Source organism: Streptomyces sp. NPDC005263 (assembly GCF_042872365.1).
GTDB lineage: Bacteria > Actinomycetota > Actinomycetes > Streptomycetales > Streptomycetaceae > Streptomyces.
The window spans coordinates 698,765-718,964 of sequence record NZ_JBIAKJ010000003.1 but is presented as its reverse complement, the minus strand read 5'-3'; the positions used below and the strand labels follow the sequence as shown (position 1 = coordinate 718,964).

The following is a 20,200-nucleotide window of genomic DNA, read 5'->3' as shown; positions in this document are numbered from 1 at the left end:
CGGCCATGGTGGCTTCGGGGGTACGGGCGCGGGCAGTGTCGGGCGTCCGGAGTGCCGCATGACAGATGTCATGTGACATGCCGTACGGCAGCCGTACGGCGCCTCGGGCCGGTGAGACGCGTGAGGCCCGCCCCCGCAGGGCCGGGCCTTCACACGTGCACGGAGCGTCGGTGCCGGGTCAGTTCGGGGTGGTGTCGATGACCACGGTGCGCTCCGCCGTCGTCTTGCCACGCAGCGCCTTGCCCAGCGCGGAGGCGACGTCCTGCGGCAGGACGTCACGCTTTCCGCTCGCGCCGTCGATCTTTACGCCGACGAAGGTGGTGCCGTACGCCTCCTTGAGCGCCTTGAGGTCGTACGTCTCGACGAGCTTGCCGTCGACGGCCTTGAATCCGAGGATCTTCGGCAGTGACAGGGCGCCGAAATTGATGCTGTGCGCCGCGTCGGTCTGAACGGTGGCGAGGCCGGACATCGCGGGCTCTGCGAACTCCTTCATCATCCGGTCGACCTCGGCGTTCGAGACCGTCGGCTTCCTGGTGGTCGTCGCAAGCGCCACCGCGGGGGCCGTGCCGGTCTCCACCTGGGTGCGGTACGCCTCCTCGACCGCCGCGGTCGACCGGTTCACGTCGATGCCCTGGCCGGTCTTGCCGTACACGGCGACGGCCTTGCCGTTCTTGAACTCGATGGTGCCGTCGCTCGCCGAACCGGAACCGCCCGCGGCGTCCTGGAGTTCGGCGTGCAGCTTCTCCTCGTCGACCGGCATGACCGGCTCGACGACCCGGTGGTTGCCGAACAGCGAACCGATCACGGAGACGGGGTTGTAGTCGCTGGTCGCGGCCGTGCTCGCCGTGGCCTGCATGTCGAACTGGAGCCCGGCCTGGTCCGGCTTCAGCGTGACGGTCTTACCGCCCACCGAGAGCTTCAGGTCCTTCTTCACCCGGGAGTCGAAGGCGCCGTTCAGTTTCTCGACGGCGTCGTCGCGCGTGCCGCCGCCGATGTCGACGCCGAGCACGGTGGTGCCCTTGGGCACGTCGGAGTGGTTCATGAGCAGCCCGGCGCCGTAGGCGACACCGCCGATCACGATCACACCGCCGACCAGGAGCCCGAGCTTGCTGCGCCCCTTCTTCTTGGGCGCGGCGGCGGGCTTCTTCTGCGTGCCCGTGTCGGACGGCTTCGGGGCCGTCTGCGAGGCCGGCCCGTCGGCGTGCGCCCCGGGCGGGAAGGTCGCCTTGCGGTCGGACGGCACCACGGGGATGCCGCTGCTGACGGTGTGCCCGGAGACGTTGTCCGAGGCGCCGCCGAAGTGGGGGCCGCCCGGTTCGGGGGCCGGCTTCTGCGGGGTGAGGATCGCGGTGTCGTCACTCAGGCCGCCGGAGCCCTGGGCCGGGCCCGCGCCGGGGGCGCGACCGGCGTGGGGGCCGGAGCCGAGGGGCGCGCCCGGGCCACCGGGGCCGTTCGGGCCGCCGGGGGCGCCGGGACGGCCTGGGCCTCCGGGACCGCCGGGGCCGCGGACCCCACCGGGGGTGCCGGGGCCGCCAGGGCCACCGGGGCTGCCAGGCCCGCCGGGACCACGGAGGCCGTCAGGGCCGGCAGGCCCGGACGGACTTCCCGGACCGCCGGGGGCGCCGGGCCCGCGGAAGCCGTTGCCCCCGCCGAGGGTGTCGCCCGCGTTGAAGCCGTCCGGGGCGTTGAAGTCACGGGACCCGCCGAAGCTGTCCGTTCGCGGGCCTGCGGGCGGCACCATCGGTCCGTCACCGGTGACCGGGCCGCCGGTCGGACCCGCGGGACCCCGGCCCTGCGGACCGCCCGGACCGCCCGGCCCGCCGTGACCGTTCGGTCCGTTGAAGCCGCCGGGGCCGCCGTAGGCACCCTGGCCGCCTGGGCCCTCTTGACCGCCGAGGCCGCTCAGGTCCTGGTCGTAGGCGCTGAGGGCGCTCTGCCCGTTCTGGCCCTCCTGGGGGCCCGCCTGTGCGCCCCGGCCGCCCTGACCGCCGTTCTGGTTCGCGTTCTGGTTGCCGTTCTGGCCGCCGTTGTCCGAGAAGAACGGCAGCTCGTCGCGGCGTGCTTCGTCGGGGCGGGAGCCGTTGCCCAGCGGGCCCGCGGCGAGCGCCTCGGTGACGTCGAAGGAACCGGTGCCGCCGCCGTGGCCGGGAGCCACCGGGCCGCCGGTCGCACCGCTCAGCCCGGCACCGTTCGTGCCGCCGGGACGGGGGGCGCCCGGCACGCTCATGGAACCGACCACGCCTCCGGGCCGGGCCCCACCGGACCGCGCGCCACCGGACGAACCGGCGCCACCGGACGCACCCGGGCCGCCCGAACCGACCGGCAGACCGGCCCCGTTGGTGGAGCCACCGCCCTGACCGCCCTTGGCAGGCCCGGACTTGCGTACGGGCGCGAACCAGTCGCTGGTCTTCTCCTCGCCGGCCGGCGAGGGCTCGGCGGACGGTTCGGCGATGCCGGTGGACATGGTGGCCCCGGGCGCCGACGGCGTCTCGGTGTCCTTCTTGTCCTCCGAGACCTCGGCCCCGGCGACGGGCTTGCGCATGACGACCGGCGGAATGGGCCGGGATCCGGGGATGTTGATCCGGATCCGGGTCGTCAGCGTGGTCTCGGTCTTGCGTTCCTCCGGCCGCGCGGCCGAACGACCCGCGTCCGGACCGCCGTCGGAAGCCACGGGCGTACCGTACGGCGGGGTTCCCGAAGGGTATGCGGCTCCGCCGCGCCCGTTGGGCCCGGAGGACGGACTGTCAGTTTCACGACTCAAGGCAGGTTCTCCCGGTTGGCTCCGCCGCCCGCGTTACGACCTCTCTCGGGCGACTCGGCGGCGCGCACCACCATACTGGCCACGTCTGGCGCGTATCCCACGACCGCTGGGGAAACCATCACGGGACTCCCACGGACTTCGTACGGCGAAGTGGTACGTCACTTGCCAAGTCGGACGGCGTCGTCGTCCGGTTGCCGCCCCGGAGCAAGGGTGGCGCAGATCACAGCCACGGCCATACCGCCGAGCAGGAAGAGATACGAGCCGCTTCCCGCGGCGAAGACGAAGTCGCCTTCCGGGCGGCTGGCGGTGAGCAGGATGACCGCGAGCATCCAGCCGCCGGCCGGTGCGACGGCCCCGCCCCGGCTCCTCGCGGCGCGTGCCCCGCCGACGCAGAGGCCCGCCTCACCGGCGAGGGCGAGCAGCAGACCCCCCGGGAACAGGCCGGACTGCACCAGCGCCCCGGCCACTCCGACGATCGCACCGAGCACGAAGAGCCCCAGGTAGGCGGCGGCCCGTCCGGCGGAGGGGCGTCGCAGCGGCTGGGCGAGCGCGGAAGGACGGCCTGCGGTACTCATGACGCCTCCTCGACACCGACGGTCTCGACACCCGCGGTCTCGACACCGGCGAACAGGTCGGCCTCCCGCCCATGAGCCCGCTCCCCGTACGACCTACCCGCCCCACCTGCCGGATTTCCGCGCACCAACTCGTAGTACTCGGTGCCGAAGACTGGCTGGGCGAGTTCGTTGGAGAGGACGAAGTACGGCTCCGCCACGGTGACCTGCGTGACGTGCGCGCGCATCGCGGCGGTCTTCGCGGCGACGTACCCGGCGCCGTCGATCTCGGTGGTGATCCGCCCGTCGTCGACCACACCCGGTACGTCGTCGATGACGGCCGACTTGGCGAAGGGGAGGCCGGGCAGCTCCCGCTCCAGCCGTGCGAAGGCGTCCTCGGCGACGGAGCGCGGCACCCGGTTCCAGTAGACCTTGGGGATCTCGTATCCCGACTCCGCGGCCAGCTCGACGGCCCGCATGGCCACCCGGTGCGCCTGGATGTGGTCGGGGTGGCCGTAGCCGCCGTTCTCGTCGTATGTGACCAGGACCTGCGGACGGACCTCGCGGATCACGTCCACGAGGTACCCGGCGGCCTCATCGAGGTCGGCCTGCCAGAAGCAGGCGGGATCGTCGTTGTCGGCGAGGCCCATCATCCCGGAGTCCTGGTAGCGGCCCGCGCCGCCCAGCTGACGAAAGTCCTCGACGCCGAGTGCGCCCATCGCGGCCGTGAGCTCGCGCAGCCGGTGCTCGCCCAGGGCGGCGCCGGTCAGGTGCGCGAGGTCGGGCGGGATGACCTCGCCCCGCTCACCGAGCGTGCAGGTGACCAGGGTCACCCGGGCACCCTCGGCCGCGTAGCGGGCCATGGTCGCGCCATTGTTGATCGACTCGTCGTCCGGGTGCGCGTGCACCAGCAGCAGACGCCGGGCGGGCATGTCCGTCATGGCCCCCAGCCTACGAGGCCCTCACCGTTCCCCAGCCACCTGCCCGGCCGCCTGTCCCCTCTCGTCGTCGAGCACGTGGGCGATGGCGAGGGCTCGTTCAGCGAGGTACGCGTCAGGACTGTCCTTTGCCGCCAACTCCGCGACCTGGCGCAGCACCTCTTCTTTTTGGAGCAGTAGAAGTTGCTGACGCTTGGACTGCGGGATGCTATGAGCAGGTGGCTGGGAAACCGAGCATCGATGGGCTTCGCCGTATCGCTCGTCGGCGTCCGCACCACGGCCGATCGGCGGCGCCCAGGTCCGAGGGCCGGGACCGGACGCAATGGGTCTTACTGATCGCGGCCAGCTTGCCAGGGCTCGCCGCCCTGGGCGCTCTCCTGTTCACCTGGATGCAGGTCGGACAGCAGAGTAAAGAATTACGGATCGCTGAGCACGGAGAGATCACCAGCCGGTTCAACAACGCGATCGGCAACCTGGGGTCGCAGTCCCTCGATATCCGGCTGGGCGGCATCTACGCCCTGCAGCGGATCATGCAGGACTCCGCCCGCGACCAACCGACGGTCGTCTCCGTCCTGGCCGCCTTCGTGCAGCGGCACGCCGGATCAAGCACCAAGAGCCTCAAAGAGTCGGCCGACGAGAATTCCGACAGCTACAGTCCAGCCGCTGATGTCAAGGCAGCGATCGCCATGCTGGCCAGGCGCCGCCCCGACCGCGACAGCGGGACGGTCATCGACCTGAGCAAGTCTGATTTCCGTGGCCTCAGCTTCACCGGCAAGGCCCCCATCAAGCTCCCTGGGGCGCAACTGGACCACGCGGATCTCCGTTGGGCCGATCTGAGCGGCTGGTACTCCCTGGTGACCCCCCGTGCCGTCGACCTCCGCAAAGTGTCCCTGCTTTACGCGAACCTGGAGGAGGCCTCCCTTGAAAGGGCCAACCTCAGTGGTGCCGATCTATCGGGGGCGCACTTCTCCGTAGCAGTGCTCGAACACGCGAACCTTCGTGGAGCAGACATGACATGTGCGGGCGGCGTGTTTGATGAAGAGACCCAAGAGGAGGTGCAGCGAACGGATTGCGTGGACCTGCAGGACGCCCTAATGAAAGGCGCGGATCTTCGAAACGCCAAAATGATTGGCGCGAGACTCTCGAAGGCGACCTTGACGGGTGCGGATTTGCGCTACGCGGACCTGACCGACGCCGACCTGACCGGCGCCGACCTGACCAACGCCGACTTCCGTGGCGCCAAGATGACTGGGGCGAAACTGAATGGTGCGTTGAGGAGCGGCGCGCGCGGGCTCCCACAGGAGAGCTAGAGGCCGCGCGTCGCACAGTGGATCCGCAGCTGCTGCGACCCGACTTATGTGGTCGAACGCCATTCCAGGCTTGAGAGCGCATTGGCCAGGAACAGGCTCAGGCGACGGCGGAAGCGGGAGTGCGGCAGTCAGGGCAGCGTCCCCGGGTTGGGGAGCGGAAGGCGCGGTCGCAGCCGTCGCAGTTCTGGAGGGGGTGCCGGACCGTCGGCGGCGGGGTCTGCGCGCGGAACGGCGGCAGGGGTGGCAGCTGGGCGGTGAGGCGGTGAGCCAGGAGGGCGGCAGCTCGTCGGAGGCCCTCGGGCGGTAGGGCCGCGGTGAGCGCGTGGCGTACGGCGGTGGGGGTGACATCGCGCTCCAGCCAGGCGGCGACGCCGGGGGCGAGGTGGGCGGCGTCGCAGGCGGAGAGGAAGAGGCGGGGGTCGTGTCGGCGGAGGTCGGCGAGGAGGTCGGTGGCGGCCTGGAGGAGAGCGGGCGCGGGATGGGCGGGGCGCGGTACGGCGGGGAGCGGTTTGCGGGGCACGCGCTTCTTCGGCTGTTCCGGCTTCTTCGAGGTTCCCGGGGTGTGGTCGACGGCGGTCGGGCTGCGGTGACCAGGCTGATTGCAGGAGATCGTGCGCGTGACGATACGGCCGCCGGGGGCACGTTCGCGTACGCGGCGCAGGTAGCCGTGTGCCTCCAGTTCACGCAGGGCGGCGGCGATGCGGGTGGCGCCTTCCGTGAAGCGGAGAGCGAGCGTCTTGATGTCGACGCGGGCGCCCTTGGGCAGCGACTGGATGTGCAGCGCGAGCCCGATCGCGACCAGTGAGAGTTCCGGGTGCTGGGCCAGATGGTTGCCGACGACCGTGAAGCGGGTGGTGTGGCGCGTGTGGTCGTGATCGAGTCCGCCGGGGTGCTGCTGGGGGCGCCGGTTCGGGTGTTTGTTGCCCGCAACCGGGCCATGGGCGCGCGAGGGCGCGCTAGGGTTCTGCGTATCCATCGGGAAGGTCCTTGCTTCCTTGGTGGTGAGGCCCTCGCACTGGGATTGCCGTCCCGGCGAGGGCCGTTGCATGTCTGCGGTTGTGCTGCGCTGAGCGTAAGGCAGGCAAAGGGCCCGGAAGCCAGCCGAGTTGGCGATGTTCACTCTCGGGAGTGACTGGCACTCGGCGCGGGCGGGAGGGGTGGGGCTTGGTCGGGTTCTTTCACCGTCGTGGGTCTTGGAAAAGACCGCCCCTGGCACCGGAGCATGGACGGTCGGGCTCCGGTGGCAGGGCGAGTTCGGCCCACACGGTCTTGCGCGGGTGGGGGCCTGGGACCGTCCCCCAGCGATCGGCGAGCGCGTCTACGATGGCGAGACCACGACCGGACTCGTCCTCCGGAGACGACTGTCGCGGGCGGGGCGAACGGTCCCCGCGAGTGTCGCTGACCTCGATCCGCAGAGTGCCGCCGACAACGTAGAGCGTGAGTCGGAAGTCGCGCCCCGGGACCTTGCCGTGGGTCACTGCGTTGCCGGCCAGTTCCGCCACGATGTGGGCCGCCGGGTCCAGCGGGAGATCCCAAGAACGGAGTTGTTCGGTCGCCAGAAGGCGGGCGAGGCGGGCTCCGCGTGGTGTGGGGGACAGCTGCACGCTGAAGTTGCGGACGGGGGTGGCGGTTTTCTGGTTCACGTCACTCAGGGTGGCCGCCCCTGCTTACCGTGAACAGTGACGATGCCGGTACGTAGAGTAACTGTCCAGTGCTTGTCCGGTCGTGTCCGGGCTGTCGGGACGGCGCCTACGGGTAGGGGCGTCGCGGCACGGTCGTACGACGGAGGGGTGCGGGATGACGCAGGTGGACAGCGAAGCGGTCCGGCTCAAGACCGAGGCGGACGAGCCGGGTTGGGAGGTGGATCCGGACGACGAGTGGGGCGTGGCGGTCATCGCGACCGTCGGCCGGCAGTTGAAGCTTCGGCGGGAGGCCGTGGGGATGCGGGCCGCCGACTTCGGTGAGGCCGTCGGGTACGGCGAGGACCTCGTCTACAAGATCGAGGGCGGCAAGCGGATTCCCCGGCAGGAGTACCTGAGCAAGGCCGACGAGGTGTTGAAGGCGGGCGGGCTCATCTCCGCCACGTGGGAGGACGTGAAGAAGGTCCGGTACCCGAAGAAGGTGCGGGAGCTGGGGAAACTGGAGGGCATGGCGGTCGAGATCGGCGTGTACGAGTGCAACGTCATCGCCGGGTTGTTGCAGACGCCGGAGCATGCGCGGGCCGTGATCCAGGCTGCACAGCCGCCGTACTCGCCGGATGACGTGGAGCGCATGGTGGCTGCCAGGTTGGCCCGGCAGTCCGTCTTCGAACGCGACCATGCCCCGTCGATCCACTTCGTACTGGAAGAGGCGGTGCTGCGTCGCCCCATTGGGGGCACAATGGCGTGGCGACGGCAGCTCGAACGCCTGATGGAGGCCGCTCAGTTGCACAACGTCGTGCTTCAGGTGATGCCGATGAACTGCGAGATCCACTCCGGCCTGGACGGAAGGATCGAGGTGCTGAAGTTCCCGGACGGCACGGCAGTCGGGCGGTCCGACGGCGCGTTCAATGGCCGCGCGACCTCTGATCCGAAACAGCTGCGCATCCTTGAGCTGCGGTATGGCACCATCCGGGCGCAGGCGCTCTCTCCACGGGAGTCGCTGGCCCTCATCGAGCAAGTGCTGGGAGAGACATGATCCGCAAGCCCGCTATCGAGGATGCCGCCGGACTGGTGTGGTTCAAGAGCAGCTACAGCGGCGGCAACGACGGCGAGTCCTGCGTCGAGATCGCCACCACCCCCGGCACCATCCACGTCCGCGACTCCAAGCAGACCGTCGGTCCTCGGCTCGCGCTCAAGCCGGAGGCCTGGGCCGCCTTCGTGTCATACACGCGCGAACGCTGACGCTCCTTCGCCGGCCGTCGGTCCAGCCGGTGGGCTCTGGCACATACGCAGCCCAGAGCCCACGTGCCCACCTGACGGCGCGGGTCAGAACTTGATGCTGCCGATCATGCCCGCGATGTTCGTCGTCAGCTCGCTGATCGTCGGGGCCATCGTCGACGAGGCCAGGTAGAAGCCGAGCAGGACGCACACGACCGCATGCCCTCCCTTCAACCCTGACTTCTTGATCAGAAGGAAGACGACGATCGCCAGCAGCACTACCGCCGAAATCGAGAGTGCCAAGGCGGCTCACCTCCAAAGAACCCAGGGACATGGGGGATCGGACGGGAACGGAACACGAGGGATAGATAAATCCGTACTACAGCCAGCAGGTTGATACCCACTATGCGCTAGTGATCATAACTATCCGTACGTGCGCATCGATCGGCGCACGGCCGCACAAGGGGGCGCATGGCCAATATGGTCAGGGGATGACGACCGAGCCTGACTCCTTCCCCCGCCGGCACGCCCGTACCCAGCGCTTCACGCTCGGCGCGCCGCGCGCGTTCACCGTGTCGCCCGACGGTTCGCGTGTCGTGTTCCTCCGCTCGAGCTCGGGTACCGACCGGGCCAACTCGCTGTGGGTGCTGGACCTGGCGGACGGCGGGGAGCGCGTGGCGGCCGACCCGCGCGCCCTCCTCGGAGGTGCGACGGAGCACCTCTCGCCGGAGGAGCGGGCGCGGCGCGAGCGCAGCCGGGAGGGCGGTGGCGGCATCGTCGGCTATGCCACCGACATGGCCGTGGAGTTGGCGTGTTTCGCCTTGTCAGGGCGGCTTTTCGCGGCGGAGCTGCGGGTGGGCACGGCACGTGAACTGCCTGTCCCCGGCCCGGTGATCGACCCGCGCCCCTCCCCCGACGGGCGGCACGTCGCGTACGTCTCGAAGGGCGCCCTGCGGGTGACGGGCGCCGACGGCGAGGGCGACCGGCCGTTGGCCGAACCGGAACCCTCGACGGAGGCGACCCAGGTCACCTACGGTCTGGCGGAGTTCATCGCGGCCGAGGAAATGGGACGTTCACGGGGCTTCTGGTGGTCGCCGGAGTCGGACCGGCTGCTGGTCGCGCGGGTGGACGACACGCCGGTGCGGCGGTGGTGGATCTCCGATCCGGCCCACCCGGAGCGTGATCCACAACGCGTGCCGTACCCGGCGGCGGGCACCGACAACGCGGACGTACGGCTGTTCGTGATCGGCCTGGACGGGGTGCGCACCGAGGTCGTCTGGGACTGGGCGCGGTACCCGTATCTGGCACATGTGCACTGGTCAGACGCGGGTGCTCCGCTGCTGCTCGTACAAGCGCGCGACCAGCGCAGTCAGCTGTTCCTGGCGGTGGATCCGGATACCGGGCGGACCCGGATGGTGCACGCGGACGAAGATCCAATTTGGCTTGATCTTTTCCCCGGGGTGCCGTGCTGGAGCCCGTCCGGGCAGCTGGTCCGAATCGCGGACGAGGGCGGCGCGCGGGTCCTCGCGGTCGGTGAACGCCCGTTGACCGGCGCCCAGTTGCAGGTCCGTGCGGTGCTGGACGTCTCCGCGCACGACGTTCTGGTCTCGGCGTCGGCGGGCGAGGAGGCCGAATTCCCGGAGATCGGGGAGGTGCACGTGTACCGGGTGAACGAGCTCGGGGTGGAGCGGGTGTCGCAGGAGCCGGGCGTGCATTCGGCGGTGCGCGCCGGGGGCGTGACCGTGCTGGTGTCCGCGGCCCTCGACCGGGCGGGCGCCCGGGCGCGGGTTCTGCGGGACGGAAAATCGACGGCGACTGTCACCTCGTACGCCGAAAATCCTGGTATGTCCCCGCGCGTGACACTCACCGAGGGGGGCGCACGCCGAATCCCGTGCGCCCTGCTTATGCCTACGGACTACACCGAGGACAATCCCCTTCCGGTCCTCCTCGACCCCTACGGCGGTCCGCACGGCCCCCGCGTGGTCGCCGCGCACAACGCGCACCTCACCTCGCAGTGGTTCGCCGACCAGGGTTTCGCGGTGGTCGTCGCCGACGGCCGGGGCACCCCGGGTCGCTCCCCCGCCTGGGAGAAGGCGATCCATCGCGACCTCACGGTCTCCCTGGACGACCAGGTGGAGGCACTCCAGGACCTGGCGAAGAGGTACCCCCTGGATCTCTCCCGGGTGGCGATCCGCGGCTGGTCCTACGGCGGCTGGCTGGCCGGGCTGGCGGTACTGCGCCGCCCGGACGTCTTCCACGCGGGCATCGCGGGCGCCCCGGTCACGGACTGGCGGCTGTACGACACCCACTACACGGAGCGGTACCTGGGCGACCCGGCCGCGCACCCGGAGTCGTACGCGCGGAGTTCGCTGGTGACGGACGGGGGCCTGTCCTCGCCCGCCGATCCGCACCGCCCGCTGATGATCGTCCACGGCACGGCCGACGACAACGTGGTCTTCGCCCACGCCCTGCGCCTGTCCTCGGCCCTACTGGCGGCCGGCCGCCCGCACGAGGTGCTGCCGCTGTCCGGCGTCACTCACATGACCCCCCAGGAACAGGTCGCGGAGAACCTGCTGCTGCTCCAGGTGGACTTCCTCAGGCGGGCGCTCGCACTGAGGTGAGCTCGAAGGCGACGCGAGGGGGACGTGCTCGGTTCCGTGAGCCGCGCCGTCCCTCCCTCCTCTCTCACCACATGCCGTGTTCGAGCTCTTCGAGGGACAGATTCCACTGCGAGTCCTCGTCGGCGAAGGGGGTGGGATCGAAGGCTCCGACGACCCGCTTGAAGCGTGCGACCAGCTCCTCCGGGTCGACGTCGTTGTCGTGGTCGACTTCGAGCTTGCGGAACTCGATGAGGCTGAACAACAGCGACTCGACGTCGCGATGCAGAATTCCGTACACCGCCTCACTCTCGGAGAATGCATACACCTTTCCGGATTCCGGGTCGAGAGCGATGAGCGACGTGAACAAATAACCCAACAACCACCACGGACGGCTCTCCGGCGGGCACTCGATTCCGTAATGATCGAAACGGCTTCCGATAACAATCGGATCGAAGCCCGGATCGTACGGGTCCGCCGGATCCTCTTTCGACGTGAATACTTCTGAACGGGGAAGACCCACAGAACTCAGAAGCATCGCGGCCGCGACGTCCACGGGAGCGCCCACCGGGTACCGAGGAAAGTAGACGACATTGGCCAGCCCGTACGCCTCGATCATCCTGCCGGGGGTCACCGCGAAATTCACGGGTGTTTCCATCACCACCGACCGTCGGTCACGTGTACATGCCGCCCTCTAGGTTGTCGAACAGTTCGACCCACTCGCTGTACTCGTGGGCGAAGGGCAGCGGGTCGACCAGTCGGATTCCTGCCGCCAGTTCATCGACCTCGCGCTTGCGGCGTACGTACTCCGCGTCGTCGTCCTCGTCCTCGTCCTCGTCAGTGCTGTAGGACTCCACATAGCCGAGGAAGGAAATCAGGGTCTTCGCGAGCGACGAAAGGTCGCCGTGGACCGGAATCGCCTCCTTCGACGCGTCGGTGTACTGGTACACCACCCCCGTCTCCGGGTCGACGACGACCGCGTTGATGGGGAAGTTGCCGATCTTGACAAGTTTCTTGACACCGTCGGGGAAGGTCCAGCCGCGTTCAACCGCCTCCGCACAGTCCCATATGAATCCGGCATCGAATTCCGGCGGGAGGCCGAAGGAGAGCTCGTACTCTTCAGCGCTGGGAATTCCGGTACGGACGAGGAAATCGAGGGTCTCGCCGGCGAAGCCGTACCGCGCGGCTGTCGCCTCGGGCAGACGGTGGACCTCCTCCACGCCGACCACGCCCGCCAGCACCTCGTACCCAATATCGAAGAGCACCTGTCAGCCTCGCCTTCCCTTCCTGGCAGCCTCCATGGCTGCGCCGTCGGACTCCGTCATCATCCCAGCGCCCAGGCCATGCTGCCGGTGCCACTCCTCCAGGTTCTTCCGGTAGTCCCGGTGTTCGCTGTCGATGCTGTAGGAGGAAGGGCGTTTGCCGTCCACGGCCGACTGGTCGTAGCTGACGGAGTGCGTGACGTCCTTGTCCGCGCCGAAGTGCTCGGCAAGCCACTGGTCGCACCATGAACTCGATTCCTGACAGGGTTCTCGTTCGGTGTACAGGGGCCCCACACCGTCCGGATCGCCGTCTCTGAGCACCGGGTATCCGATGGTCCGCTCGGAGTGCACGCCCTTGCTGTGGCCGACCAGGACGAACGACTCGCCGTTGGAGTCCACGTAATGCGCCGCGGCATAGTTGCCGCCCTTGTAGTCCTTCTTGGAGTAACGGGCCAACTGGGTTGCGTAGGCCAGGTCGTTGGTCTCGTCGGGGCTCAGACGCCTCGACTTGACCTTGGGATTGGTGTCCGAGGGGGAGAAACCGAAGGGGTTCTTGTCCGTGTCCGTGCTGCGAGGCCGCCAGACCCTGCCGTCCGCGCCCACGATGTCGGGCAGCCCCGCCTCCTTGCCCGTGACCGGGTCCCGGCGGCCGTCGGCGTGCAGCCGGTCAACGCTCCCGTCCACGTTGAGCAGGTACATCTTGACGCCCTCGGCACGTTTGCCGATGTCGATGTCGTTGCTCTTGTGGGTCTGGGAGGTCGCCTTCACCCGGTCCGGGATGGTCTCGGAGACGTGCTTGGCCACCTTCTTCAGGGCCTTTTCGGAGCCCTCCACGGCGGCATGCAGTACGCCGTCGAAAGCCTGGGTGAAGGGGTCCTTTCCGCGGGTGCGACCGAAGGCGCCCTTGGCTCGGGACAGTGACGCCGAACTGGCGAGGTGGAGTTCTCCGCCGTGGCCCGAGACCTTGCCTGCCCCGTCCTCGAACTCCACATGGTCGATGCGGGTCACCTTCGCCTCGCCCGCGCCGCCGTCGCTGCCTCCGGCCGAGGCCAGCTGCATTCCGCCGTGTCCGGCGCCCTTGCCGGCCGGGGAGTCGGCGCCCGCCTCCGGGGGGAGGGAGAAGGCGCCCTCGGCCAGGTCGAGGACCACGTCCTCGATCATCGCCTGCAGCTTGGCGTTGACCGGTTCGGTGACCCGGGCGAGGAGTTCCTCCACGATCCGGTCGGCCGCCTCGTCGACGATCCGTTTGACCAGCTGGCGCATCGCCGTGATCTCGGCCGCTCCGAGGACGGCGGAGAGACCTCCGGTGAACGCCGCCAACCCGATCGACAGCCCCACCGACCCCGCCATCACGCCGAGTTCCACCTCGGCCTTGCGCTTCATCCCGAAGATGATGTCCGCGACCACGTCACAGGCGTCCGCGAACAGCCGTGCCAGTTCCGGGACTTTCTCCAGATGTGACGCCTTGACGTGGGACCAGTGCTTCTCCATCGCGTCGACCGCCCACCCCTCCGAAGAGGAGAGGATCCGGGTCACCGCCTTGTGGGCGTCCCCGCCGTGCCCCTCGAACTTGTCCGCGAAGTCCCGCATGGCGTCCGCCATGTCGCGGTAGTCGTCCTCGTCGACGTTCGGGAAGTTGATGCCGATGAAGTCCAGGATCTCGTCGAGCCAGCCGGGCAGCGTGTAACCCATTCTCCGTGAACCGCCTTCCCCCATAGCACAGTTGGTTCGCGCATGCGATCAAAGAGCGCACGTTCGAAACTGTAGTGGGACGGGTGGATGGGGACGCAAGAGGGAGCTGAGGAAGCTCAGGGATTCATGGCATGACCGGGATAGCCGACGGGCAGCGTCCCGCGAGGTCGGCACGGCGGTTCGGGCGCGGAAAAACGGGCCGGGAGACATGGCGCTCCCGGCCCGTTTACGGCACCCGCACGGCCGTACGCTGTTCAGCCTGACGCGTCCGTATATCGGGATCGGGTCGGTGAAGTTGCCTGTGTGTTAACGCGGTTGGTGGTCATTTGTGCGGTTTTTTCCGCCCCTCGGCGAGATCATCCGCCGCCCTCGCCCCTCACGTACTCCGCCGCCTTGCCACTCGCGTCCTCCACCGCCTCACCCCTCGTCTCCCCCGCAGCCTCACTCCCCCGCTTCCTCCGCCGGCACCACCCGCTTCTCCTCCGCGAAGTGGCAGGCCGAGTCGTGGGCGGCGGGGCCGGGCAGGTACCGGAACTCGGCGGGCACCGCGAGTGCGGGCACCTCCAGGGCGCACCGCTCCCGCGCCTTCCAGCAGCGGGTGCGGAAGCGGCAGCCGGAGGGGATGTTCGTCGGGGACGGCACGTCGCCCGCCAGGATGATCCGCTCGCGGTGTTCACGGGCCTCCGGGTCCGGGACGGGTACCGCGGACAGCAGCGCCTGGGTGTAGGGGTGGGTGGGGTGGTCGTAGATCTCGGCGTCCCTGCCGGTCTCCACGATCCGCCCGAGGTACATCACGCCGACCCGGTCGGAGATGTGCCGGACGATCGACAGGTCGTGCGCGATGAAGACGTAGGACAGCTCGAACTCGTCCTGGAGGCCGGCCATCAGGTTGATGACCTGCGCCTGGACGGAGACGTCCAGTGCCGACACCGGCTCGTCGGCGACGATGACCTCCGGGCGCAGTGCGAGCCCCCTGGCGATGCCGATGCGCTGGCGCTGGCCGCCGGAGAACTGGTGCGGGTACCGGTTGATGTACTCCGGGTTGAGGCCCACCACGTCGAGGAGTTCCTGCACCTTGCGGCGCCGGTCACCCTTCGGTGCCACCTCGGGGTGGATGTCGTACGGCTCCCCGATGATGTCGCCCACGGTCATCCGGGGGTTGAGCGAGGTGTACGGGTCCTGGAACACCATCTGGATGTTGCGCCGCACCGCCTTCAGGGCCCGCCCGGACAGCTGGGTGATGTCCTCGCCCTTGTAGCGGATCTCCCCGGCCGTCGGCCGCTCCAGGCTCACCAGCATCTTGGCGACCGTGGACTTGCCGCAGCCGGACTCGCCCACGATGCCCAGGGTCTCGCCCCGGTCCAGGGTGAAGTCGACGCCGTCGACGGCCTTGACCGCGCCGACCTGCTTCTTGAACAGGATGCCCCGGGTGAGCGGGTAGTGCTTGACCAGTCCGCTGACCTCCAGGATCGGCTCAGTCGAGGTCGAGGTCGGGGCCATGCAGACACTCCCTCCAGAAGTGGCAGGCGCTGCCCCGGGCCGCGTCCGAGTCGGTCACCTCGTACAGCGGGGGCAGGTCGGTGCGGCAGACGTCCTGGGCCATCGGGCAGCGCGGGTGGAAGGGGCAGCCGGGCGGGATGTTCATGAGGTTGGGCGGCAGGCCCTTGATGGCGTAGAGCTCCTGGCCCTTCTGGTCCAGGCGCGGGATGGAGTCCAGCAGGCCCCGGGTGTACGGGTGGGCGGGCGCCTTGTAGATGTCGTGGACCGGGGCCGACTCGACGATCCGGCCGGCGTACATGACGGCGATCCGGTCGGCGACGTCGGCGACCACACCGAGGTCGTGGGTGATCAGGATGAGGCCCATGGCGTACTCGCGCTGCAACTCGGCGAGCAGGTCCATGACCTGGGCCTGGACGGTGACGTCGAGGGCGGTGGTGGGTTCGTCGGCGATGATCAGCGCGGGCTGGAGCGCGAGCGCCATGGCGATCATGATGCGCTGTCGCATACCGCCGGAGAACTGGTGCGGGTACTGCTTCACCCGCTCCTTCGCGCCGGGGATGCGGACGTGGTCCATCAGCTCGACGGCCCTGGCCCGCGCGTCCTTGCGGGACATGCCCCGGTGGACCACGAACATCTCGCCGAGCTGGTCGCCGACGGAGAGCACGGGATTCAGCGAGGACAGCGCGTCCTGGAAGATCATCGCCATCTGGGCGCCGCGGATCCTGCGTCGTTCGTCCTCCTTCAGCTTCAGCAGGTCCTGGCCCTGGAAGAGGATCTCGCCGCCGGTGATCCGGCCCGGCGGGATGTCGAGGATGCCCATGATCGCCTGCGCGGTGACGGACTTGCCGGAGCCGGACTCCCCGAGCACGGCGAGCGTCTCGCCGGCGTCCACGCCGTAGTCGACGCCGTTGACGGCCTTGGCGACGCCGTCCCTGGTCCGGAACTCCACGTGCAGGTCACGCACTTCGAGCAGCATCGCGGCGGCTCACCTCAGCTTCGGGTCGAGGGCGTCGCGCACCGCGTCGCCGAGCATGATGAACGCGAGCACGGTGAGCGCGAGCGCCCCGGCCGGCCAGAGCAGCATGTGCGGGGCCTGGCGGATGTAGGCGGACGCCGCGGAGATGTCGATCCCCCAGCTGACCGACGGCGGCTTCAGCCCCACGCCGAGGTACGACAGGGTCGCCTCCAGCGCGATGTAGGTGCCGAGCGCGATGGTCGCCACGACGATCACCGGTGCGACGGCGTTCGGTGTGATGTGCCGCAGCAGCAGCCGGGAGTTGGAGGCGCCCAGCGCCCGTGCGGCCTGGACGTAGTCGTGCTGTTTGGCGGTGATGACGGAGCCGCGGGCGATGCGGGAGACCTGCGGCCAGCCCAGCAGCACCATGAACCCGATGACCGGCCAGACGGTGTTGCTGGTCACCACGGAGAGCAGCACCAGACCGCCGAGGACGACGGGGATCGCGAAGAAGACGTCGGTGATCCGGGACAGGAACGAGTCCGGGAGCCCGCCGAAGAACCCGGCGAGCCCGCCGAGGACCGACCCGAGGATCCCCACGCCGAGCGAGGCGCAGACGCCGACCGTGACGGAGGTCCGGGCGCCGTAGACGGTGCGGGTGTAGACGTTGCAGCCTTGGCCGTCGTAGCCGAAGGGTGCGCCCGGCTGGGAGCCCTCCTGGGCTTTGGCGAGGTCGCACTTGAGCGGGCTGCCGGAGGCGATCAGCGACGGCCAGATGGAGATCACGACGAGGAAGACGATCACCAGTCCGGAGATGATGAAGACCGGGTTGCGGCGCAGGTCGCGCCAGGCGTCGGACCAGAGGCTGCGGGGTTTGCCGGACGGGCCCGCACCCCCCGGTGCGTCCGGGTCGGGTCCGTCGGCGTCGTCCGACGAGCGCTGCTCCAGCCCCTCGCCCTCGCTGGTGGCGAGGTCCATGGCGCCGCCCATCCCGGTCGCGGCGATCGCGCCGTCCTCGGACGCGCGGCCCCCGCCCGACTGGTACGGCTCCTGCGGGATCGGCTCAGGCATAGCGGATCCTGGGGTCGAGGACGGCGTACAGCAGGTCGACGAGCAGGTTGGCGATCAGGAACACCAGGACGAGCACCGTCACGAAGCCGACGACGGTCTGGGTGTTCTGGCGCAGGATCCCCTGGTAGAGCTGGTAGCCCACGCCGTGGATGTTGAAGATCCGCTCGGTGACGATCGCGCCGCCCATCAGCGCGCCGATGTCGGCGCCGATGAAGGTGACCACGGGGATCAGGGAGTTGCGCAGCAGGTGCCGGGTGATGACGCGCCGCCTCGGCAGCCCCTTGGCGACGGCCGTACGGACGTAGTCGGACCGCTTGTTCTCCGCGATGGACGTGCGGGTCAGGCGGGTCACATAGGCGAGCGACACGGAGGCGAGGACCAGGCCGGGCACGATCAGCTCGCCGAACGTGGCGTCGGTCGACACCGACGGTTTGATCCAGCCCCACTCGACACCGAGCAGGAGTTGGAGCAGCAGACCGGTGACGAAGGTGGGCACGGAGATCACCACGAGGGTGAGCAGCAGGACCGAGGTGTCGACGGGCCGCCCGCGCTTGAGACCGGTGACGACACCCAGGGTGATACCGATGACGATCTCGAAGAGGATCGCCACGATGGTCAGCCGGATGGTGACCGGGAAGGCCGTCGCCATCAGCTCGGTGACCTTCTGGCCGTTGAACGCGGTGCCGAAGTCGCCGGTGAAGACGTTGCCCATGTAGGTCAGGTATTGCTGCCAGACCGGCTTGTCGAGGCCGAACTCCTTCTTCAGCTGGGCCGCCGTCGCCGGGTCGCACTGCCGCTCGCCGCACAGGCCCGCGATGGGGTCGCCCATCACGTTCACCATCAGGAAGATCAGCAGGGTGGCCCCGATGAACACCGGGATCATCTGGAGCAGGCGCCGGACGACGTAGCGGCCCATGGCCGGCTCAGCTGACCTTGATCTCGTTGTAGACGGGGACGCTGAAGGGGTTGAGGTTCACGTCGGACAGCCGATCGGAGTAGCCGGCGCTGCCGTTCTGGTACCAGAGCGGGATGGCGGCCATGTTGTCCCGGACGACCTTCTCGGCGCTCTGGAAGGTCTGGACGGCCTTGGCGGTGTCGGTCTCGGCGTTGGCCTGGTTGACGAGGTTGTCGAAGTCCTTGTTGGACCACTTGCCGTCGTTGGAGGAGGCGTTGGTGTAGTAGAGCGGCTGGAGGAAGTTCTGGATGAGGGGGTAGTCCATCTGCCACCCGGCCCGGAACGGCCCGCTCATCTTCCGGTCGGTGATCTGGTTGCGGAAGTCGGCGAAGGTGCCGACCGGGTTGCCGACGCAGGCCTTGTCGTTGTCGAGCGCGTTGTTGATGGAGTTGCAGACGGCGTCGACCCACTCCTTGTGGGAGCCGGTGTCCGCGTTGTACGTGATCTTGACCTGGCCGCCCGGGAGCCCGCCGCCCTCCTGGATCATCTTCTTGGCTTCGGCGGGGTTGTACAGGCAGGCGTTTCCGCACAGGCCGCTCTGGTAGCCGCCGTCCGTGCCGAGGACCGGGGAGGTCCAGTCGGTGGCGGGGGTGCGGGTCTTCTGGAAGATCGTTTCCGTGATCTGTTTCCGGTCGATCGCCATGGACAGGCCGGTACGGACCTTGACGGACCCGCTCTGGTTCCAGTCGCTGTCGTAGAACGGGAAGGCGAGGGTCTGGATGATGCCGGCCGGGGTGTTGAGGTACCGGCCGTTGAGGTCGCTCTTGGCGTTCTTGAGCTGGGCGGCGGGGATGTCGTCGACCAGGTCGAGGTTGCCTGCCATCAGGTCGGTGTAGGCGGTGTTGTTGTCGGTGTAGACCTTCAGGTCGACGCCGCCGTTCTGCGCCTTGTCCGGGCCGGGGTAGTCGTTCCACTTCCGCAGGGACATCTGGGAGCCCTTGGTGTACGAGTCGACGGTGTACGGGCCGTTGCCGACCGGCTTCTGCACCCAGGTGGCGTGGTCGTCGAAGAAGGACTGCGGCAGCGGATCGAAGGCGGAGTATCCGAGGGTGTCCGGGAACGTCGAGAACTTCTGGTTCAGCTTGACGGTGAAGGTCTTGTCGTTGACGACCTTGAGACCGGAGAGGGTGTCCGCGGTCTGCTTGCTGCCGTTGTCCGGGTGGACCTGGGCGTAGCCGTCGATGTAGCCGAAGAAGTACGCGTTCCGCTGGTTGTTCTTCAGGCTGGCGCCGTAGTTCCAGGCGTTGACGAAGGACTTGGCGGTGACGGCCTCGCCGTTGCTGAACGTCCAGCCGTCCTTGATGGTGATGGTGTAGTTCTGCGAGTCCGAGGTGTCGATCTTCTGGGCCAGCATGTCCTCGGCCGCACCGGTCGTCGGGTTGTACCTCTTGAGGCCCCGGAAGATCATGTCGAGGACCTTGCCGCCCTGCACCTCGTTGGTGTTGGCGGGCTCCAGGGGGTTCTGCGGATCGCCCCAGGAGGCACTGAGGACGCCGTCGCCGTCGCTGCTGGCGCTGCTGTCGCCGCCGCAGCCGGACGCCGCGAGGACTACCGCCGCCGCGCAGGCGGCCCATCTGGCGTGCGTGGCTCCGCGCATGGAGTGCCTCCTCCTGAGTGCCCGTGCAGTGCGGTGTGCAGCCGACGCCGGGATCCTGAACCGTTACCGGCCAATATCAGCCCATAGCACCCATAGCGCATGCGAGCGCGGGCCGGATGGGTCACCGTCCGCCCAGCCGTCCCGCCCCCTCGC

18 protein-coding genes and 1 pseudogene are annotated in these 20,200 nt (G+C 69.0%); 4 read left to right on the top strand and 15 right to left on the bottom strand.

Annotated features, from left to right (window positions below; all coding sequences use genetic code 11):
* Positions 1-178: 178 nt before the first annotated feature.
* From ACFYRY_RS16930 to mshB, 3 genes are all read right to left on the bottom strand, one after another.
* A complete protein-coding gene (locus tag ACFYRY_RS16930) occupies positions 179-2,761 on the bottom strand; it encodes a hypothetical protein (RefSeq protein WP_389145395.1) in 2,583 nt (860 codons plus the stop codon).
* 158 nt (positions 2,762-2,919) lie between these two features.
* Positions 2,920-3,336: a DUF6113 family protein gene (locus ACFYRY_RS16925; RefSeq protein ID WP_389145392.1), complete on the bottom strand. Its 417-nt coding sequence runs from the start codon at positions 3,334-3,336 to the stop codon at positions 2,920-2,922.
* On the bottom strand, positions 3,333-4,253 hold the full coding sequence (gene mshB / locus ACFYRY_RS16920) for an N-acetyl-1-D-myo-inositol-2-amino-2-deoxy-alpha-D-glucopyranoside deacetylase (protein ID WP_389145389.1): 921 nt from the start codon (positions 4,251-4,253) through the stop codon (positions 3,333-3,335). The genes ACFYRY_RS16925 and mshB overlap by 4 nt, the downstream gene beginning before the upstream one ends.
* Before the next feature lie 344 nt (positions 4,254-4,597).
* On the opposite strand from mshB, the gene ACFYRY_RS16915 reads away from it, so the two are divergent.
* Positions 4,598-5,560: a pentapeptide repeat-containing protein gene (locus ACFYRY_RS16915; RefSeq protein WP_389145387.1), complete on the top strand. Its 963-nt coding sequence runs from the start codon at positions 4,598-4,600 to the stop codon at positions 5,558-5,560.
* Positions 5,561-5,657: 97 nt separating this feature from the next.
* Here ACFYRY_RS16915 and ACFYRY_RS16910 read toward each other — a convergent pair whose 3' ends face one another.
* Complete coding sequence (locus ACFYRY_RS16910) at positions 5,658-6,536, bottom strand: helix-turn-helix domain-containing protein (RefSeq protein WP_389145384.1); 879 nt, start codon at positions 6,534-6,536, stop codon at positions 5,658-5,660.
* Between the two features lie 202 nt (positions 6,537-6,738).
* Positions 6,739-7,203, bottom strand: coding sequence for an ATP-binding protein (locus ACFYRY_RS16905; RefSeq protein WP_389145382.1), 465 nt, complete (start codon positions 7,201-7,203; stop codon positions 6,739-6,741).
* Between the two features lie 154 nt (positions 7,204-7,357).
* Between ACFYRY_RS16905 and ACFYRY_RS16900 the strand changes: the two genes are divergently transcribed.
* A complete protein-coding gene (locus ACFYRY_RS16900) occupies positions 7,358-8,236 on the top strand; it encodes a helix-turn-helix domain-containing protein (RefSeq protein WP_389145380.1) in 879 nt (292 codons plus the stop codon).
* A complete protein-coding gene (locus ACFYRY_RS16895; protein ID WP_389145378.1) occupies positions 8,233-8,442 on the top strand; it encodes a DUF397 domain-containing protein in 210 nt (69 codons plus the stop codon). The genes ACFYRY_RS16900 and ACFYRY_RS16895 overlap by 4 nt, the downstream gene beginning before the upstream one ends.
* 84 nt (positions 8,443-8,526) lie before the next feature.
* On the opposite strand, the gene ACFYRY_RS16890 is transcribed toward ACFYRY_RS16895, so the two are convergent.
* Positions 8,527-8,721 carry a hypothetical protein gene (locus ACFYRY_RS16890; RefSeq protein WP_356768854.1) on the bottom strand — a complete coding sequence of 65 codons (195 nt, stop codon included), beginning with the start codon at positions 8,719-8,721 and terminating at the stop codon, positions 8,527-8,529.
* Between the two features lie 188 nt (positions 8,722-8,909).
* Here ACFYRY_RS16890 and ACFYRY_RS16885 point away from each other — a divergent pair, with 188 nt between their 5' ends.
* Positions 8,910-11,039, top strand: coding sequence for a prolyl oligopeptidase family serine peptidase (locus ACFYRY_RS16885; protein ID WP_389145373.1), 2,130 nt, complete (start codon positions 8,910-8,912; stop codon positions 11,037-11,039).
* 64 nt (positions 11,040-11,103) lie between these two features.
* Here ACFYRY_RS16885 and ACFYRY_RS16880 read toward each other — a convergent pair whose 3' ends face one another.
* The 9 genes and pseudogenes from ACFYRY_RS16880 to ACFYRY_RS16840 form a co-directional block, all read right to left on the bottom strand.
* Entirely contained in the window at positions 11,104-11,661 is a 558-nt protein-coding gene (locus ACFYRY_RS16880; protein WP_389145370.1) for an SUKH-4 family immunity protein, read from the bottom strand.
* Between the two features lie 28 nt (positions 11,662-11,689).
* On the bottom strand, positions 11,690-12,244 hold the full coding sequence (locus tag ACFYRY_RS16875; RefSeq protein WP_389145367.1) for an SUKH-4 family immunity protein: 555 nt from the start codon (positions 12,242-12,244) through the stop codon (positions 11,690-11,692).
* Between the two features lie 39 nt (positions 12,245-12,283).
* Positions 12,284-12,880 (bottom strand): nucleic acid/nucleotide deaminase domain-containing protein, encoded by a 597-nt coding sequence (locus tag ACFYRY_RS16870; protein ID WP_389146278.1) that lies wholly within the window; start codon positions 12,878-12,880, stop codon positions 12,284-12,286.
* A gap of 33 nt (positions 12,881-12,913) precedes the next feature.
* Positions 12,914-13,969: pseudogene (locus ACFYRY_RS16865) on the bottom strand (type IV secretion protein Rhs); the annotation flags it as partial.
* A gap of 441 nt (positions 13,970-14,410) precedes the next feature.
* Positions 14,411-15,469 (bottom strand): ABC transporter ATP-binding protein, encoded by a 1,059-nt coding sequence (locus ACFYRY_RS16860; RefSeq protein ID WP_389145365.1) that lies wholly within the window; start codon positions 15,467-15,469, stop codon positions 14,411-14,413.
* Complete coding sequence (locus tag ACFYRY_RS16855) at positions 15,444-16,445, bottom strand: ABC transporter ATP-binding protein (protein WP_389145362.1); 1,002 nt, start codon at positions 16,443-16,445, stop codon at positions 15,444-15,446. Before ACFYRY_RS16855 ends, ACFYRY_RS16860 begins: the two co-directional genes overlap by 26 nt.
* Before the next feature lie 9 nt (positions 16,446-16,454).
* Positions 16,455-17,495, bottom strand: coding sequence for an ABC transporter permease (locus tag ACFYRY_RS16850; RefSeq protein WP_389145359.1), 1,041 nt, complete (start codon positions 17,493-17,495; stop codon positions 16,455-16,457).
* Positions 17,488-18,411, bottom strand: coding sequence for an ABC transporter permease (locus ACFYRY_RS16845; protein ID WP_389145355.1), 924 nt, complete (start codon positions 18,409-18,411; stop codon positions 17,488-17,490). The genes ACFYRY_RS16850 and ACFYRY_RS16845 overlap by 8 nt, the downstream gene beginning before the upstream one ends.
* 7 nt (positions 18,412-18,418) lie before the next feature.
* A complete protein-coding gene (locus ACFYRY_RS16840; protein ID WP_389145352.1) occupies positions 18,419-20,047 on the bottom strand; it encodes an ABC transporter substrate-binding protein in 1,629 nt (542 codons plus the stop codon).
* Positions 20,048-20,200: the final 153 nt, after the last annotated feature.